Source organism: Capnocytophaga sp. CM59, from assembly GCF_000293175.1.
In the GTDB taxonomy this organism is placed as follows: domain Bacteria; phylum Bacteroidota; class Bacteroidia; order Flavobacteriales; family Flavobacteriaceae; genus Capnocytophaga; species Capnocytophaga granulosa.
Map to the genome: position 1 here is coordinate 1 of NZ_ALNN01000053.1, position 16,839 is coordinate 16,839.

The following is a 16,839-nucleotide window of genomic DNA, read 5'->3' on the forward strand; positions in this document are numbered from 1 at the left end:
ACTAATAACCCGAAGACTTATTGTACGAAATTCTTTTATAATTGTTAATTATCAATTATTAATTGTCACTTCAATTAACAATTAACCATTAACAATTAACCATTAAGTTGGTGTCTTATCCAATAGTGTCAATTAAGTGAAGAGTGAACAGTGAAGAGAGAAAAAGTTATTCTCTACATACTTAAGCTACTTTACTTTAAAATACAAGTGTGGTGAAGAACTATTCACTATTAGTTTTCACTAATCACTAAAAATTTAAGGTGGTTAAAGCGAAAGGTCTCACCTCTTACCATTCCGAACAGAGAAGTTAAACCTTTTAGCGCAGATGGTACTGCAATTTGTGGGAGAGTATGTCGCCGCCTTCTTTACAAAAACCGAATTATTCTTTTGAATAGTTCGGTTTTTTACTATTGATTCTAACTACTAATCACTAACCACTAATCACTAATCACTAACCACTAACCACTAACGGCTATGAAGACATACTTCTATTTTTTATTTTTTCTATCGCTTTCTTTAGCAGCTCAGAATAAAGATGCTCAAAAACGCCTATATTATAATCCTATGGAAGGAGAGCCAGCCTATGCTATGGGAAAGTATGAGGTGAGAATACAGGTTTATGAGGAGGCCTTTGATACGCTTGTAACAAAGCAAAATATGGTGAATTTTGCTAAGAAAAATCACTTCTTGGATACCATTCCCAAGCGGAATCCAAAGTTGCCATATTCTCATTATTATCTTACCTATTATACTAAAAATGCAGAAAATCATTGGCAAAATACGATGGTTTATTTCATCGGAAATAAAATCGAAGGAAAAGATGTATTACTGATAGCTAAGATCAGTTCAGTCTCCGAGTCACCCTCCGAAGAGATTGACACAGAGATGATTCAGCTGGTATTAGATAAAAAAGTGCCCAAAGAAAATCATATGGGTGGGCGTTCTTTTGATTTTCTCGGAAGAAAAGTACCCCTAATGGACGAATGTTATTGGGCTGGAGTCAATATTGTACGCTGCCCTACCAAAGGGGAGATGAACTGGAGCCTGCACGTTACCTTAGCCCAAGCACAGCAAGCCATTGCCCTACAGAAGGAATGGGCTATGTTGATTCCCGTGCCAGAAAACCATACGATAAGCATTCTTACAGAGCGGGATATCACGCTCCTCTTTGAAGGGAAGCAAACACGCGCCACGGAGGTTGTCTATAACGAGCATTATCAAGATCCTATCCTCAAGAGTCATCATAAGGATCACAAACTCATTGTCTATTTTATAGCGACAGTGCTCAGAGGGCAGGCGATCTCCTGTGTGATTAGCTATTACGATTATAATGAGCGACTCCCTGATACAGGTTTGCCAGAATTTGTCTCTCAGTTTGTACGGCTACCCAAAGGGGGCGTAGAAAGTTATTGAAGTACTCGTAGCATGGTTTGGGCTTTATTTTCCGTTTCCTGCCATTCGCTTTCTTCTTGAGAACCACTATTGACCCCTCCTCCTACATATACAAATATCTCTTTTTGAGTGAGTTGGGCACACCTGAGATTGACAAATAGGTCTATAGAACGATGTGCTCCCCAATGGGTCAAACCACAATAGCCTGCATAAAATTCTCTTGGATAGCCCTCATTCTCAAGTAGAAAATTGCGGGCTTCATCTGTTGGGAAACCACATACCGCAGGAGTGGGGTGTAGGCGTTGTACAATTTCTTGGATAGGGGTATTAGGGGTGATTTTAGCGGTAATTTCTGTGCAAAGATGCCAGAGTCTCCCGGCACGTACTTCATGTACTTTTCCTGTGGATAAATCGGTGGAGAGGGGGTGTAGCACTTGGGTGATAGTGTCGGTTACAATCTTTTGCTCTCTATATTCTTTTTCTGTCCATAGGGGACTTTCCCCTTCGACAAAGGGTTTGGTTCCCGCCAGTGACATGGTACAAAGAGTGTCGCCTGCTACTTTTATCAAGGTTTCAGGAGTGGCAGCCAGCCAGCGACCTACTTTGGGGTGGGAAAAAGCATAACAAAAGGCTGTAGGATATAGCGCTTTTAGATCTTGGAAATAGGTAAGAAGCGATTTTTGATTGCCTTGGTAAGCAATTCTACGGGAAAGAACTACCTTTTCTAACGTATGTTCCTCTATGGCTTTCAGGGCTTTTTCAAAAAGGGTATGATAGAGTGTCCTATCACCTTGGGAGGGAATAACATCCGCACTAAGTATAGGCTTTTCAGCTGAGAGTAGGGAAGTAGTGAGGTGATGCTCTTGCTTTAGTAGCAAAGGAGTACCCCCATGGAAAGGACACATGATAAAACCATCTTCCTCACAGAGATTGGTTGTATATAAGGTGTCATCATTCTGGTAGATAAGGTGAATATCCGCGCTATTGGGATAGCTAAACAAAGCAAAAGGTAACCCTTTTAGGGCAACCTCCTTTGCTTTTTCTAAAAATTCTTCTTTAGATTGGTTCATCTTTTCTTAGTGATTATGGTGGTGTGTTTTCCATAGGAAACAAGTTTACCTTCCTCGTCAGTGATTTTTACATCCCAGTGTTGGAGAGTTTTTCCCTTATGGAGTAGGGAGGCTTTGGCAAAAACTTGCTTACCAAACTCTACCCCTCGTACATGGTTCATCATAATGTCTATTCCTAAAACTAAGTAGTTTTCAGGATCTGGATTTGCCAGTAACATCGCGGCAATACTCCCTGTAGTTTCTGCCAAGGCAGCCGAAGCCCCTCCATGGAGGATGCGATTGGGTTGGCAAGTCTTTTCATTGACAGGCATTTGTGAGATTATGTAGTCTTCGCCTATTTCTATAAAGCGAATTTCAAGGAAGTCTATGAGGGTACTTTGCCCCATAGCATTGGCTTTTTCTAATAATAATTGGTTGTTCATATGTTATAGAATTAAAAAAATTAAAGTTATAAGGGTTCAAATTTGTTGTAATGTCTTAGGGGTATAGTTATCTTTTCTTTGGGTAAATCCCTTGCTCTGCCAAAAAAATCTTCTCGGGTTTCATATTCATCTTTGTAGAAAAAATCCCCCGAATAGGCGTCTATATAATAGATGCTATGAGCTAATTCTTCTTCTGCAAGTATGGCAAATCTTATTACATTAAAAGATGTTGCAAGACTATCCTTTTTATAATCAAAGAGATGTTGCCCTTTACAAACATCTGTAAGCAATAATAAGAATAAAAAGAACAGAACTCTCATAAAATTACTTAGTTTTTATTACGATTTTATTGTTTGACAAATAGAAAACGGTATCATTCTTTTTCTCTTTTATGTAACCAATGTATTTCTTATCCGAATATATAGTATCAATATCCAAACTCTTTACTAAGGCTATATCTTCTTTTAGTTCTGATGGGGTATATTCCAGAAATCCATTGGCTCTATTCCAAAAAACTCCTTTTAGCTTCCCCTGCTTATCATAAAGTGAAATGGTTTTTATAAGCAATCTTCCATAATTATTTTCTATAAATCCATTGGGGTTATATTGATAATCTTTACCTATTCTTTCGGTTTGGATAACCTTAAAATCACTTTTTTGGGTATTACATCCTATAAGTAGAAAGCCAATAATGACCATTTGAATAGCACCTATAATCACAGATAGGGCACTTATCTTTATACTTTCTTTCATTATTAGTTAGGTTTTGTAAGTTCTATCACCTTTGGATATAAGCTACGAACTTGCTCCAGCAACTAAAGACAGTCCCATTTTCTTTGCTTTCTCAAGCATAAAGGGATATGCTTCTTCGTAGGAATTGCCTATAATACCCTCTAAAATAGCTTCTTTGATAGCTTCTTTGAGTTGACCTACTTCACGGGAGGGACTAAGGCCAAAGAGAGCCATGATTTCCTCTCCAGTGATAGGAGGTTGAAAGTTGCGAATATGGTCTTTTTCTTCTACTTCTACGACTTTTTGGCGAACAATTTGGAAATTCTGATGGTATTTCTTATATCTCTGTGGATTTTTGGTGGTAATATCGGCCTCACAAAGGGTCATAAGTGCTTCAAAATCATCACCCGCATCAAAAAGTAGTCGCCTTACAGCCGAATCGGTTACAATATCCTGTGCAATGATGATGGGGCGGGAACTCATAGTAACCATTTTTTGGACAAATTTCATCTTCTCATTCTGAGGCAGACGCAGACGCTGGAATATCTTTATCACCATTTTCCCTCCAAGAAACTCGTGACCATGGAATGTCCAACCTATTTTCTTGTCAAATCGTTTGGTCGGGGCCTTGCCTATATCGTGCAGTAGGGCAGCCCAACGGAGCCATAAGTCATTGGTATTCATGGAGATGTTGTCCACTACTTCTAAGGTATGCCAGAAATTATCCTTGTGGCGTTGTCCTTCTTTTTCATCTACTCCTTGTAGGGCGACCAATTCGGGTAAGATCATTGAGAGTAAGCCCGTTTCATAAAGCAACTTAAACCCAACTGAAGGGCGTGCAGCGGCAAGAATTTTGTTGAGTTCCTCAGCAATACGTTCGTTGGAAATAATCTTGAGTCGTTCCTTGTTGTCCGCTATGGCTTGTAGGGACTTCTCTTCTATCTGAAAATTCAGCTGGGTAGCAAAGCGAATAGCCCTGAGCATACGCAAAGGGTCGTCAGAATAAGTAATGTTCGGCTCTAAAGGGGTACGAATGATTTTGTTCTGTAAGTCATCAACTCCTCCAAAAGGATCTACCAATTCTCCGAAAGTGTCTTGATTTAGGGATATAGCCAACGCATTGATAGTAAAATCACGACGATTTTGGTCATCGGCCAAGGTACCATCTTCCACTATGGGCTTGCGAGAATCCTCCCGATAGCTTTCTTTACGTGCCCCAACAAACTCAATATCAATATTATCGGTCTTAATCATGGCAGTGCCAAAATTCTTAAATACCGATATTTTAGGATTATTGGGCAATTGAGCGGCTACTTTTTCAGCTAGCTCTATACCACTGCCTAGAGTAACAATATCAATATCTTTGGCAACACCTCGTTTTAATAGTAAATCACGAACAAAACCTCCTACGACGAAGCATTTTTGACTGTTTTGGTCAGCAATTTTAGAAATAAGTTCAAAGATGGGAGCTGTAAGTGATTGAGAATAATTCATCATGTATTTTTTTGTTAGTCCCATTTACTTTTTTTGGAAAGTACATATTTTCCGCCTCCTGTGAAGCATAGACAAATAGCACCTCCTAAGAATAGTGCTAAGGTCTCAATAGCCCAAGCACCTGTATCGGGGTTAATGACAAAGATTTCACTCTTATGTACTAAGAAAATAGCCACTAAGCAATCCAGGGCTATAATCATAGCGAAAAAGCGGGTACGATAGCCCAGCATTAGCAGGATAGGCGCTACAATCTCGCCTATGTAGGCACCATAAGCCCAGATACTTGGCAGAGCATGATTGACCAATTGGATCTTTACAAAGCTGATATCATGCAACTTAGAAATACCATGAAAGAGCATGATGCCCCCTATGATGATCCTCAGCAGCAGAACGCCTATATGAATGCTATTATTGTTAGTATTATTGGTATCTCTGTAGTACATTATCAATTAAATTATAAAGAGAGTGGGTGCAAAGATAGTGAAATTATTTTTTGCAAACGCGAGTGTTTGAGATAAATTAGTAAATATAAGTATTTACAGTCACTTTTATTCCAAAACGCTCATATAGGAGGGTCTTGAAACGGTGCGCTATAGCGAGGTTGGTAAAGATCATGGCACGGCTGATACTGGTGGCAAAAACTACCTCTCCTATAAGATATTCCACAAGATAGGTTCCTTCTTGGGTCATTAAAACGTAATTGGGACTTGGGATTGCTTCCACTGTGTCGGAATTTTTGGCAAAGTTACAAAAAAATGAATAGAACCCATTGATTTTTTGAGATTTAATGTATTATTTTAACGTTTTAGTAAATAATGAATTTTTGAAAAAATCGTACATTTGTCAAAAATTTGATATGTACGCAAGATTTTTTTTCATAATGGCACTTATGGGCATACAGCTTGTTTTCTCTCAGCAGACCGATACAATAGCCAAGAGAGGGAACTTAAGTGTGCCTTCTGTTGAAGCTACCCCAAAGGATAGTATCGGTACGGGGGAAATGATGTTTGACTTAGAGGAGGTCTTATTCTTTGGTAATCAACCTTTTTTCAGAGATGAAGCACAAAGAAGAAAATATGAACTGCTCAGATATAGAGTCAAAAAGGTATATCCTTATGCTAAAATGGCTGCCGATAAGCTCTATAGTATAGAACGTACTTTGGACTCCCTACCCAGCCATAGGCAAAAAAAGAAATATACCAAACAGATACAAGAGGAAACCGAGGCGCGTTTCACGGATGAACTAAAGAAACTTTCTCGCTCACAAGGGCGTATTCTCATCAAGCTCATCTACAGGCAGACGGGCTATTCGGCTTATGACTTGGTCAAGCACCTACGCAGTGGTTGGCGGGCTTTTTGGTATAACAATACGGCTTGGTTCTACGACCTCTCACTCAAGAGTATCTATGCTCCAGAGAGTGAGGAGGAAGATTTTTGGATAGAGGATATCCTTTTGAGGGCTTTCTCTCAGGGAGAACTGGAGATGCAACCCCCTGCTATAGCGATAAACTATGAGGCTATAGAGAAAAAATGGCGTACAAAGCCAGCTAATCAGTAAAGAATTAAGGAAAAAGGGCGAACAAAACAAAGGTTCGCCCTTTTTTTGTTTGTTAGAAAGTATATTTGATACCAAAATTAAGTCCAAGAGAAGAATAAGAAGCCTTTTCAGTGAGTTTTTTGTTGTTTAATTTGTTTTCAAGCTCTTCTTTGCTAGCCTCTTCTACATAGTTGGTACGCTTATGATATACCTGTCCGCGGAGGGCATCGTTGTAAGTGTCATTGGTAAAGCCATCTAAGTCTTTTAGAGGCACTTCTATAGTGCGGGTAGCACCTCCTATACTAAGGTTGGCCTTGAAGGTTTGTTTGAAGTCTCTCAGCTGAGAATAGTCACGCTTTACAGCGATATTCATATACTCCAATTCGGCGAAGATAGATAGGTGATCATCAATATGATAGTTATACCCCAAGGCAGCAATCGTACCAAAAGGTATTTTCCCCTTGAAATCTTCTGTATAGGAAGTCTCAATAGTAGCACCAGAGGCAATAGATGCTCCATTAGGCACATTGGCCAATGCAGGTACTACAGTCTTTAGGATAGTTACAATAGGCGCAGGAATATCTTGTTGGGTAGTGGTGTAGGAATGTGCTATTGCTTCAGTTTTTCCGCCTATTTTGGTAAGTAAGCCAAAACGTCCGTAGAAGTTGTCGGTAAAGTTGTAGGTTACAGAAAGGGCAGCTCCAAAGGCACGTCCACGCCCGATGACTTCGCCGTCAATGGTGGCTTTCAGAGGGGTGCCGGCAATATTCTTTTCGCTAACTTCACGCTTTACCACTTGGTCTTTCCCATGGAGATAGCCTACGCTGACATCTACGCCCCAAGTCTTGTTAAAGAAATACCCCACTCTAAGTTGGGAGTTGACCCCTTCCCCGAAAGTGCCAAAGCGTACACTTTCTTTGCCGTTGATACTCTCTTCGCCTATCTTGGTGGAAGGTACTCCCCAAGCGTATCCTCCTGTAGCAGATACATATACCTGAGCAGAGGCTGTGTAGCTGCCTACAAGTAGGCCAGCTAATAAGAAAATTCTCTTCATTATGTAATAATTAAGTTTGATTTTTATTCTGGTGTATGGAGCCACTGCTGGGCAGTACTCAAAGGGCGTGCAATGATAGCACGCTCCCCATCTATAAGGATAGGGCGTTCTATAAGTTTGGGGTATTGGTGTAGTAGGTCTATGATTTGTTCGTCGGATAGGGTATCGCTGCCTACTTCCTTCCAAATAGCTTCTTTTTTGCGCACCAAATCAATAGGTTTGATCGCCAATTTGCGTAGTAGTTCCTTTATTTCCTCTACAGAAGGGGGATTTTTAAGGTAATCTACAATTTCAATAGGGTATTCTTCCTCTTTGAGGAAAGCTAAGCACTCTCGGCTCTTGCTGCAATGGGAGTTGTGATAGATAATCAATTCTTTAATGTTTAATAATAGGTGAGTTTTAGTTCTACGATAAATACTAATTTGTCTTTGTAGCGGACTTCTTTGCGTATCCAATTTCCTTTTTTGTCATACTGATAAGAGAGTTCGGAGTAGGCGGGCAGTACGCCATTGGCACTGATGGATTGTGCATAAGGAGGATGGTTGTCTTTATAGAAATAATTGACTCTGAAATTATCGGTGAAATTGACGTAATCCTCTTTGACTAACTTGGTTGGAAAACCTATAAGGTTATATTCATTTTGATAGACGTATTTTTTCTCATCATCGGGGGTAATAAATATGCGTTCAGCGAGGTTACCAAAATCGTCGTACCTTATATAACATTTCTCAATAATCTCTCCGTTAGAATAGTAGGTGATACAAACAACAGGGTTACCATTATCATCTAATCGGCAAAGGGTGATACGCTGAAAATCGCGGTCTTTTTCTAAATGGAAAACTTCTCGACTTTCTTTCCTTTTTTCATCATATGTCATGATGAATTCTCTAGTCAATTTGCCTTTGCTGTCGTATACTTTTTCTTTTTTTCGCCTATTTTTGTGATCGTAAGAGATTTTTCTCTTTCCTATGACTTTATTTTTGTCATCATAGAATATTCGTTTGGTTACTTTACCCGCTTTGTTGAGCTTGATAAAAGCATTTTTGTCGTATAATACGCCATTACTAAGTATTTTTTCTATTGTTTTATCTTCGTTTTCTTTTACTTTGTAAGGATACATACGTATAGTTTTTACTTTTCCTCTTAAAAAGAAATATTTAAGTGGTTCATCATCCTGAGCAAAGGCCGTAAAGCAACCTAATATAAAGAAGAGGATAAATTTCATTTGTTAAGTTTGGTTTCTAGCAGTCGGATTGCTATTCTTGAGGGCTGATTTTCTTTCATGAAGGCGAATTGTTCTTTATAAGGGCGAATTGCCTTACATGCTCCGCTTTCGCGGACTTTGCCCCTACTAGATTAAATGGCTAAGGTTATCTACGGCAACATAGCGTTCTACATTGAACCCTTCAGCATAGTCGCGGTTGATGAGCATCCCCAACTCCTGAGCACGGAACTTGATACTATCTTGGAAGTTCTGGCTAGTGATAACAGTCTGAGGGTCATTGCCTTCGTCGGGGAGGAACTGAGAGCGATAGGCATATACAGCCTCAATCTTTTTTTCCAAGAAACCAGTGATATCTACCACGAAATCGGGACGGAGGTCTTTCCACTGTATATAGTGATAAACGACCTTGGGACGCCAGGCCTCTTGTGGATTTCCATTTTCATCGGTGGTTTCTATACGGCGCAAACCACTCAAAAAGCAAGCATCACTGACGAGCTTGCCGCCCTTGCCATGGTCTATATGGCGATCTTCAAAGGGATTACAGATCACAATCTCAGGGTGATACTTACGTAGCTTCTTGACAATTTCCAACTGGTGATGTTTGTCATTGAGGAAGAACCCATCGGCAAAGCAGAGGTTTTCCCTAACACTAATCTGGAGGATACGAGCGGCCTCATCGGCTTCTTTTCGGCGGAGTTCGGCACTTCCACGGGTGCCCAATTCGCCTTGGGTAAGGTCTATGATACCCACTTTCTTGCCTAAGCTAATTTCCTTGGCAAGGGTACCAGCACAGCCCAATTCTACATCGTCGGGGTGTGCGCCAAATGCTAAAATATCTAATTTCATAAAATAATGTTCAATGATTAATGATTAATGGTTAATGTTCAATGATTAATTGATCATTAATCATTGTTGGTATTAATCATTAATAATGGATTCTATAATTTGTGCAAATATACAAAAACTTTTCCAAAGTGCAAGACTTTGAAAAAGTTTTTGTTGAAATTTTTTGAACTCACTAAAAAAATATACTTATTCTCTTAGGAGTAAGGGCTGTCTTAGTTCTTTACGCGGAAGGCTTTTTCCTGAGGATAGAAAGCTACATCACCTAATTCTTCCTCTATGCGAAGAAGTTGGTTGTACTTGGCCATACGGTCAGAACGAGAAGCGGAACCTGTCTTAATCTGGCGGGTGTTAAGCGCTACGGCAAGGTCGGCAATGGTGTTGTCCTCGGTCTCTCCAGAGCGGTGAGACATGATAGAGGTGTAGCCTGCGCGATGTGCCATATCCACAGCGGCGATGGTTTCGGTAAGGGTACCAATCTGATTTACTTTGATAAGGATAGAGTTGGCTACTCCCAAGTCGATTCCTTTTTCAAGACGTTTCACATTGGTTACGAAAAGGTCGTCCCCAACGAGCTGTACGCGGTCGCCAATGGCATCGGTGAGGAGTTTCCAGCCGTCCCAGTCGTTTTCGTCCATACCATCTTCTATGGAGATGATTGGGTATTTGTTCACCAATTCAGTAAGGTAAGCTACTTGTTCGGCAGAGGTACGTTTTTTACCTTTTTCGCCTTCGAACTTGGTGTAGTCATATACACCATCTTCGTAGAATTCGGAAGAGGCACAGTCAAGGGCGATTTTTACTTCTTCACCAAACTTGTAACCTGCTTTCTCTACTGCTTTTTTGATAGTATCCAAGGCGTCTTCAGTACCTTCAAAGGTAGGAGCAAAACCTCCTTCGTCCCCTACGGCAGTGCTAAGTCCGCGATCGTGGAGCACTTTTTTGAGGTTATGGAAGATTTCAGAACCCATTTGCAAAGCTTGAGAAAAGGACTCAGCTTTTACGGGCATGATCATAAACTCTTGGAAAGCGATAGGCGCATCGGAGTGAGAACCTGCATTGATGATGTTCATCATAGGTACAGGGAGGTTGTTGGCACTTACGCCCCCTACATAGCGGTAGAGAGGAATGCCCAATTCTTCAGCAGCCGCTTTGGCTACAGCGAGGGATACCCCAAGGATAGCATTGGCACCCAACTTGGATTTGTTAGGCGTACCGTCCAAATCGATGAGTGTTTTGTCAATGAGGTTTTGGTCAAATACATTCATACCAACGATTTCTTCGGCGATGATGTTATTGACGTTTTCAACGGCTTTTAGCACTCCTTTTCCAAGGTATTCTTTACCTCCGTCACGAAGTTCTACAGCTTCATATTCACCAGTGGAAGCTCCTGAAGGTACCGCTGCACGGCCACGAAAGCCGTTATCGGTAATTACATCAACTTCTACGGTAGGGTTACCTCTTGAATCGAGGATTTGTCTTGCATGTACATCTAAGATAAGACTCATATTGTTAGCAATTAAGGTTAATAATCGGTTATTTCTTTTTGTTGTTTTGTTGTGCGCGTTGTTGTGCTTCGGCTTGTTCCATCATTTCGCGGAACTTGCGTTGGAACTTACCTTCCTTACGCGGCTTCTGTTTGTTCTCTTGTATCTTGGCATGGATACGTTTTTCATCAATAATCCAATACTTAATAGCCAACATAATAAATATGGTAATAAGGTTGGAGATGAAGTAATACAAGCTCAATCCACTGGCGTAGTTGTTGAAGAAGAAGAGCATCATCACAGGGGAGATGTACATCATAAACTTCATATTGGGCATGCCCTCCTGCTGGGGTTGTTGCATTTGCCCTGTGGTCATAAGCATATATATGAGCATGGTAACAGAGGCCAAGATAGGGAAAAGGCTCACGTGGTTTCCATAGAAAGGAATGCTAAAAGGCAATTGGGCTATGGAGTCGTAAGAGGAAAGGTCGTTAGCCCACAAGAAGGCTTTCTGGCGGAGCATAAAGGCTGTAGGGAAAAAGCTAAAGAGGGCAAAGAAAACAGGCATCTGTAAGAGGGCAGGGATACAGCCACTGAGCGGATTCACACCAGCCTTGCTATAGAGCGCCATGGTCTCTTGTTGGCGCTTCATGGCATTGTCTTGACCTTTGTATTTTTCGTTGATTTCCTCTATCTCAGGGCGCAATACCTTCATCTTAGCTTGAGAGAGGTAAGACTTATATTGGATAGGAGAGAGTAGTATACGTACAATAATGGTAAGGACGATGATGGCCAGTCCCATGGACATATAGCTAGAAAGTAGGTCAAAGACAGGAATCACAAACCATTTGTTGATCCAGCCAAAGATTCCCCAGCCCAGTGGAATGGCTTTGGTAAGACTATACTGCTTGTCATATTTTTTAAAGATATGATAGTCAGAAGGCCCATAGAAGAAATGTAGTGCCTCATTGAGTTCACCAGAGGTATATTCGAGGGGTAATACAGCGGCAAAGTTCTTGGTATACTGTACGTTATCCCCTTCGGAAGAGGCTAAATTTTTAGAAGAAAATTTGCCACTAGCAAAAGCCTTATCGCTAATGAGGAAAGAGCTAAAGAGGTGTTGCTTGAAATCGACCCACTTAACTTGCTTGAACTCTTCGGAGTCCTCGCCGCCGGCGCTGAGCTTATCATTGCGGTTGTCTTCGTATTGTACCACGGCCTGTACATAACGGTCTTCGTAAGTAACACTCTTTTCCATACGGCGAGCCTTGAGTTTCCAAGTAAGCTCAGGAGCTTTGCTGGTATTCAAGACAGAAGAAAGTCCTACACTGCGCACGGTCATATCCAAAAAATACTCATCGGGACGGAGTGTATATACATATTCAAGATATTGAGTAGCCGATACACGGAGTTTCATAGAGAGCACATTGCCAGAGAGAGAAGGTTCAAAGAACAAGTCCTCAGTCCTTAGCGTACGATTGTCTGCAGTGGAGAGTTCTAAGGAGAAACTCGCATTCTTATCCTTAATTAGCTCTACAGGCTGTCCGTTGTAGGTTTTTTGGTTTTTTACCTGTAGGCTGGTAATCTGTCCGCCCTTGTTGCTTACCTGTAGCTTGAGTAAACTGTTTTCCAATTCAGTAACAGCCCCCTCTTTGGCAGAAGGCAGTGTAGCGGAATAAGCAAAGGCCCCTAAGGTCTCTTTGTATTTGCTTAGTCCTACCGAATCCGTAGGGATGGTAGTAGGAGGAACAGTGGCGTTATTAGGTTGTTGGGGTTGGGTGTTCTCGGTTGTATTGTTTTTTGGTTGCTCTTGGGTAGGCTGATTGCGATAGAAAAAGAACAGAAGCACTATGGCCATGAGCATCATACCTATCATAGAGGTAAGGTTGGAACGTCTTTCTTCCATAAAGAGTGATTGATTTGATTAAGCTATTTTATATTGGGCAAAGATACAATTTTATAACCAAATGACCAATATTTTTCTCTGAAATATTAGGTGATTTTTAAATTATTTTTTAAGTTTGTATTCCAAGGCGGCTTTGACAAAGGCGACAAATAGCGGATGTGGCTTGGCTACGGTACTTTTGTACTCAGGGTGATATTGAACCCCTACAAACCAAGGGTGAGAGGGCAGTTCGATGACCTCCACTAAGCCTGTTTTGGGGTTGATACCCGAACAGCGCAAGCCTGATTCCTCAAGGGGTTTGCGGTATTCGCTATTGAACTCATAGCGGTGACGATGTCTCTCGGAGATGAGTGGTTGCTGGTATACCTCATAGATCTTGCTACCGGCTTGAAGCTCGCAATCCCAAGCCCCCAAGCGCATGGTGCCGCCCTTTTGGGTTACGTGCTTTTGCTCTTGCATAAGGTCAATGACCTTGTAGAGACTGTTGGGGTTCACCTCGGCTGTGTTGGCATTCTCAAAGCCGACCACATGTCGGGCAAACTCAATGACGGCCATCTGCATACCCAAGCAGATACCTAAGAAAGGAATCTTATGCTCACGTACATACTGTATGGCCTTAATTTTTCCTTCAATACCACGTTCGCCAAAGCCTGGTGCTACCAGCACGCCATCTAGGCCGCTGAGCTTGTCTTGTAGGTTGGTCTCGTCCAAATACTCGGAGTGTATCATGAGCACTTCCACTTTTACCTCGTTCTCTGCCCCAGCGTGGATAAAAGCCTCTAAGATAGACTTGTACGCGTCGGGCAGCTCTACATACTTGCCTACCAAGCCGATACGTACACGGTGCTTGGGGTTCTTATGTCTTTGTAAGAAATTATTCCATTTGGTGAGGTCGGGCGCTACGGCATCGGAGAGGGCTAACTTCTTGAGTACCACGGTATCTAAGCCTTCCAAGAGCATCAGGTTGGGTACATCGTAGATGGTAGCGACATCAATAGACTGGATGACAGCTTCCTTTTTTACATTGCAGAAAAGAGCGAGTTTTTGTCGGAGGTCATCGGGTAGGTCGCGATCGGTGCGACATACGAGCACATCGGCCTTAAGGCCACTCTCCATAAGAGCTTTTACACTGTGCTGGGTAGGCTTGGTTTTCAACTCGCCCGCGGCAGCCAAGTAAGGCACAAGGGTCAGGTGGATTACAATGGCATTGTTATCGCCCAATTCCCACTGGAGTTGGCGGACAGCTTCTATATAAGGCAAGGATTCTATGTCGCCCACAGTCCCCCCGATTTCGGTGATGACAATATCGTATTGACCACTTTTGCCCAGGAGCTGGATGCGGTCTTTGATTTCGTTGGTGATGTGAGGGATCACCTGTACTGTTTTTCCAAGGAACTCACCGCGGCGTTCTTTTTCAATCACACTCTGGTAGATACGCCCTGTGGTAACATTGTTGGCTTGAGAGGTATACACATTGAGAAAACGTTCGTAGTGCCCCAAGTCAAGGTCAGTTTCGGCACCATCTTCGGTCACATAACACTCCCCATGTTCGTAGGGGTTGAGAGTGCCTGGGTCAATGTTGATATAAGGGTCTAACTTCTGGATGGTAACCCGATAATTTCTGGCTTGCAGTAGTTTAGCCAGCGAGGCGGCGATGATTCCTTTCCCTAAAGAAGAGGTAACGCCCCCTGTAACAAATATATATTTAGTATTGTCCATGAGCTTTATAAAGATAGCGCAAAAGTAAGTATATTTTGCGAATAAAACAAATTAAATCAATGACAAATGACAAGTGAAGAGTTATTAGTGAAAAGTGAAGCGTGAGCGCCTGAATAGCGTTTTTCACTATTCACTTTTCACTATTCGCTTAAATCCTTCCAAACATCTCCGCCACACTGACTCTCTTGGGGGGCTGGCGACACTCTATGGAGCCAGTGAGCGCATCAGGCGCATCGTCATGGGCGTTGGTACCTACGCGGAGGTAACCCGTCAGGTCGCGGGCAAACTTAGGGAAACGCTTTTTCCAATCCAGAGGCATCTTGATGAGCTTCTGCACAGAGGCCGATGCAGCAAAAATCCTTGCTGTTTTGTTCTGATTCTGATGAAAAGGATTAAAGCGCGTCAGTCGGTTGCCTGTGTCCCACGAACGTTGCTGGAGGTTGCTGACAAAGAGGTTGCCGCCGTTGTTGCTCTCTATATGGCAGCGCTCCACTTGGTGTTGCTGCAACATATAAGTCAGTGTAGTTTCAGTAACCTCCATAGGGTCTTTCGTATAAAGTACATCGGTGATGTAATTGCCGTCCTCTGCCTCCTTATAAAATAAAGCACATAGGTAATCCGCCCCACTATCAGCAGCGTCTATGTACGCTACTGAGTAGGAACGAGAAGGCAAGTCGGTATAACAAGTAAATTCCTCGTACATCAATCCTTGGGAGGGTTGCGGATTCTGTTGGTATAGACTTTCAAAAACGGTTGGGGAACGACCTTTGATTTCGAGTAACTTACTTAGGCTATGCCGTTCAGGCCACAAAGGTTCTCCCTCTGCTCTGGGGTCTTGTTCGCTCGGCGGCCTGTTCTGTATAGCGGGAAAGCTGACTAATAACCAACCTTGCGGGTTTTCTATAGGGTCATATACCCCCTCTTGCTCCAATAAGCGTCCTGCTAAATCTTCCATGTGCCAGCGGGTAAAGACCAACAGCTGTTGGCTATCATTATGCAAACGTGTAGAGGCTACCGTATCGTACCAGTCGGCCACGTTTTGACGAATTACTGGCGACCAAGCCGACGATGCATCTTTGTACAAGTCGTCCATAATCAGCATATCCACTGGTTCGCCAGTTAAGGAACCTCCTACGCCAATCGTCTTAAAGCTGCCTTGGTAGCCTACAATCTCACACTCATCGGAATTGCGGGCATAGTTGCGACTGCGTCGGCCTTGCTCTTGGTAGCTTGCCTGACCTGCGAGGAGTGTTTGTGGAAACAGTTCGTAATAGCGGTCATCGTCCATGATGCGTTGGAGTTCGCGGTTGAACTTGCGTGCTTTGATAGCGTTGTAGGAAACAATAGCAATACGTTTGTCAGGGTCTTGTCCTAAGACAAACGCAGGTAGGCGACGAGTAGCGCCTTCGCTCTTACCATGTTGGGGCGGCATGGTGATCATCAGCTTTTTGATTTCTCCCATGGCAAAGCGGGTTAGCACCTCGTAATAGGCAATGTGGAAAGGGGCGGGGCAAAAGCAGGGAGTGTATGGCGGGTGAAGGAGAGGAGGTTCCTCTCCCCCAACCCCCTCTCCTTCGGAGAGGGGGCTACTAAGCAGGCGCAGGCTTCGGAGGGGTAATTGTTGTAGGCCGTATTGGGTTGGGGATATTGGTGTTGGGCAGGTGTAGGGGCGAATGGCAATTCGCCCATGTTGAGCAATTCGCCCTCATTATGATTGTTCGTATCATTATCTGTGTTGTATTGGGCGAATTTTGTTTGGGCGAATTTTGTTTGGGCGAATTGCGATTGGGCATTTTGTGATTGGGCGAATTGCCATTCGCCCCTACGATGGGGCGCTGGCTTATTATGCGTTGCCCGCTTTTCACCCACATACCCAAGCTCCAAGTTTTCGCTTGGCTTTCCTTTTCTCTTTTCACTTTCCCATCCTTCTAAGCGCATAATGATACGGATAGCGGCAA

Annotated in this window: 16 protein-coding genes, 1 rRNA gene and 1 pseudogene; 3 read left to right on the plus strand and 15 right to left on the minus strand. The window is 42.5% G+C overall.

Going from position 1 to position 16,839, the window contains the following annotated elements; all coding sequences use genetic code 11:
• Positions 1-256: 256 nt before the first annotated feature.
• Positions 257-365, plus strand: a 5S ribosomal RNA gene (gene rrf / locus HMPREF1154_RS10450).
• Positions 366-474: 109 nt separating this feature from the next.
• Positions 475-1,413, plus strand: a complete 939-nt coding sequence (locus tag HMPREF1154_RS10455; protein WP_009642574.1) for a hypothetical protein — start codon at positions 475-477, stop codon at positions 1,411-1,413.
• On the opposite strand, the gene HMPREF1154_RS10460 is transcribed toward HMPREF1154_RS10455, so the two are convergent.
• From HMPREF1154_RS10460 to HMPREF1154_RS13415, 7 genes are all read right to left on the minus strand, one after another.
• Entirely contained in the window at positions 1,407-2,462 is a 1,056-nt protein-coding gene (locus HMPREF1154_RS10460) for an isochorismate synthase (protein ID WP_009642580.1), read from the minus strand. The two genes, HMPREF1154_RS10455 and HMPREF1154_RS10460, sit on opposite strands and share 7 nt — an antisense overlap.
• Positions 2,459-2,884: a PaaI family thioesterase gene (locus HMPREF1154_RS10465; protein WP_009642566.1), complete on the minus strand. Its 426-nt coding sequence runs from the start codon at positions 2,882-2,884 to the stop codon at positions 2,459-2,461. Before HMPREF1154_RS10465 ends, HMPREF1154_RS10460 begins: the two co-directional genes overlap by 4 nt.
• 26 nt (positions 2,885-2,910) lie before the next feature.
• Positions 2,911-3,204, minus strand: coding sequence for a hypothetical protein (locus HMPREF1154_RS10470; protein ID WP_009642565.1), 294 nt, complete (start codon positions 3,202-3,204; stop codon positions 2,911-2,913).
• Positions 3,205-3,208: 4 nt separating this feature from the next.
• A complete protein-coding gene (locus tag HMPREF1154_RS10475; RefSeq protein ID WP_009642571.1) occupies positions 3,209-3,637 on the minus strand; it encodes a hypothetical protein in 429 nt (142 codons plus the stop codon).
• A gap of 42 nt (positions 3,638-3,679) precedes the next feature.
• Positions 3,680-5,110 carry a CCA tRNA nucleotidyltransferase gene (locus tag HMPREF1154_RS10480; protein WP_009642564.1) on the minus strand — a complete coding sequence of 477 codons (1,431 nt, stop codon included), beginning with the start codon at positions 5,108-5,110 and terminating at the stop codon, positions 3,680-3,682.
• A gap of 14 nt (positions 5,111-5,124) precedes the next feature.
• The gene (locus tag HMPREF1154_RS10485) at positions 5,125-5,553 is read right to left on the minus strand and encodes a DoxX family protein (RefSeq protein WP_016421090.1); all 429 of its coding nucleotides are present in this window, start codon (positions 5,551-5,553) and stop codon (positions 5,125-5,127) included.
• A gap of 76 nt (positions 5,554-5,629) precedes the next feature.
• A complete protein-coding gene (locus tag HMPREF1154_RS13415) occupies positions 5,630-5,800 on the minus strand; it encodes a hypothetical protein (protein ID WP_009642572.1) in 171 nt (56 codons plus the stop codon).
• A 166-nt stretch (positions 5,801-5,966) separates the two neighbouring features.
• Between HMPREF1154_RS13415 and HMPREF1154_RS10495 the strand changes: the two genes are divergently transcribed.
• Positions 5,967-6,668: a DUF4294 domain-containing protein gene (locus HMPREF1154_RS10495; RefSeq protein WP_009642567.1), complete on the plus strand. Its 702-nt coding sequence runs from the start codon at positions 5,967-5,969 to the stop codon at positions 6,666-6,668.
• A gap of 52 nt (positions 6,669-6,720) precedes the next feature.
• Here HMPREF1154_RS10495 and HMPREF1154_RS10500 read toward each other — a convergent pair whose 3' ends face one another.
• The 8 genes and pseudogenes from HMPREF1154_RS10500 to terL all read right to left on the minus strand — a co-directional run.
• Positions 6,721-7,701 carry an outer membrane beta-barrel protein gene (locus HMPREF1154_RS10500; RefSeq protein WP_009642579.1) on the minus strand — a complete coding sequence of 327 codons (981 nt, stop codon included), beginning with the start codon at positions 7,699-7,701 and terminating at the stop codon, positions 6,721-6,723.
• A 23-nt stretch (positions 7,702-7,724) separates the two neighbouring features.
• Complete coding sequence (locus tag HMPREF1154_RS10505) at positions 7,725-8,072, minus strand: arsenate reductase family protein (protein ID WP_009642581.1); 348 nt, start codon at positions 8,070-8,072, stop codon at positions 7,725-7,727.
• 11 nt (positions 8,073-8,083) lie between these two features.
• Entirely contained in the window at positions 8,084-8,926 is an 843-nt protein-coding gene (locus HMPREF1154_RS10510) for a hypothetical protein (protein ID WP_009642563.1), read from the minus strand.
• Positions 8,927-9,052: 126 nt separating this feature from the next.
• Positions 9,053-9,772, minus strand: a complete 720-nt coding sequence (bshB1, locus tag HMPREF1154_RS10515) for a bacillithiol biosynthesis deacetylase BshB1 (protein ID WP_009642576.1) — start codon at positions 9,770-9,772, stop codon at positions 9,053-9,055.
• Between the two features lie 212 nt (positions 9,773-9,984).
• On the minus strand, positions 9,985-11,277 hold the full coding sequence (gene eno, locus HMPREF1154_RS10520; RefSeq protein ID WP_009642573.1) for a phosphopyruvate hydratase: 1,293 nt from the start codon (positions 11,275-11,277) through the stop codon (positions 9,985-9,987).
• A gap of 28 nt (positions 11,278-11,305) precedes the next feature.
• A complete protein-coding gene (gene yidC / locus HMPREF1154_RS10525; RefSeq protein WP_009642570.1) occupies positions 11,306-13,162 on the minus strand; it encodes a membrane protein insertase YidC in 1,857 nt (618 codons plus the stop codon).
• A gap of 102 nt (positions 13,163-13,264) precedes the next feature.
• Positions 13,265-14,881 carry a CTP synthase gene (locus tag HMPREF1154_RS10530; RefSeq protein ID WP_009642578.1) on the minus strand — a complete coding sequence of 539 codons (1,617 nt, stop codon included), beginning with the start codon at positions 14,879-14,881 and terminating at the stop codon, positions 13,265-13,267.
• A gap of 148 nt (positions 14,882-15,029) precedes the next feature.
• Positions 15,030-16,839 (minus strand): annotated as a pseudogene (gene terL, locus HMPREF1154_RS10535) (phage terminase large subunit); the annotation flags it as partial.

Coding starts and splice junctions, on each gene's coding strand:
- HMPREF1154_RS10455 (WP_009642574.1), top strand. CDS start 475: ATGAAGACATACTTCTATTTTTTATTTTTTCTATCGCTTTCTTTAGCA.
- HMPREF1154_RS10460 (WP_009642580.1), bottom strand. CDS start 2,462: ATGAACCAATCTAAAGAAGAATTTTTAGAAAAAGCAAAGGAGGTTGCC.
- HMPREF1154_RS10465 (WP_009642566.1), bottom strand. CDS start 2,884: ATGAACAACCAATTATTATTAGAAAAAGCCAATGCTATGGGGCAAAGT.
- HMPREF1154_RS10470 (WP_009642565.1), bottom strand. CDS start 3,204: ATGAGAGTTCTGTTCTTTTTATTCTTATTATTGCTTACAGATGTTTGT.
- HMPREF1154_RS10475 (WP_009642571.1), bottom strand. CDS start 3,637: ATGAAAGAAAGTATAAAGATAAGTGCCCTATCTGTGATTATAGGTGCT.
- HMPREF1154_RS10480 (WP_009642564.1), bottom strand. CDS start 5,110: ATGAATTATTCTCAATCACTTACAGCTCCCATCTTTGAACTTATTTCT.
- HMPREF1154_RS10485 (WP_016421090.1), bottom strand. CDS start 5,553: ATGTACTACAGAGATACCAATAATACTAACAATAATAGCATTCATATA.
- HMPREF1154_RS13415 (WP_009642572.1), bottom strand. CDS start 5,800: ATGACCCAAGAAGGAACCTATCTTGTGGAATATCTTATAGGAGAGGTA.
- HMPREF1154_RS10495 (WP_009642567.1), top strand. CDS start 5,967: ATGTACGCAAGATTTTTTTTCATAATGGCACTTATGGGCATACAGCTT.
- HMPREF1154_RS10500 (WP_009642579.1), bottom strand. CDS start 7,701: ATGAAGAGAATTTTCTTATTAGCTGGCCTACTTGTAGGCAGCTACACA.
- HMPREF1154_RS10510 (WP_009642563.1), bottom strand. CDS start 8,926: ATGAAATTTATCCTCTTCTTTATATTAGGTTGCTTTACGGCCTTTGCT.
- bshB1 (WP_009642576.1), bottom strand. CDS start 9,772: ATGAAATTAGATATTTTAGCATTTGGCGCACACCCCGACGATGTAGAA.
- eno (WP_009642573.1), bottom strand. CDS start 11,277: ATGAGTCTTATCTTAGATGTACATGCAAGACAAATCCTCGATTCAAGA.
- yidC (WP_009642570.1), bottom strand. CDS start 13,162: ATGGAAGAAAGACGTTCCAACCTTACCTCTATGATAGGTATGATGCTC.
- HMPREF1154_RS10530 (WP_009642578.1), bottom strand. CDS start 14,881: ATGGACAATACTAAATATATATTTGTTACAGGGGGCGTTACCTCTTCT.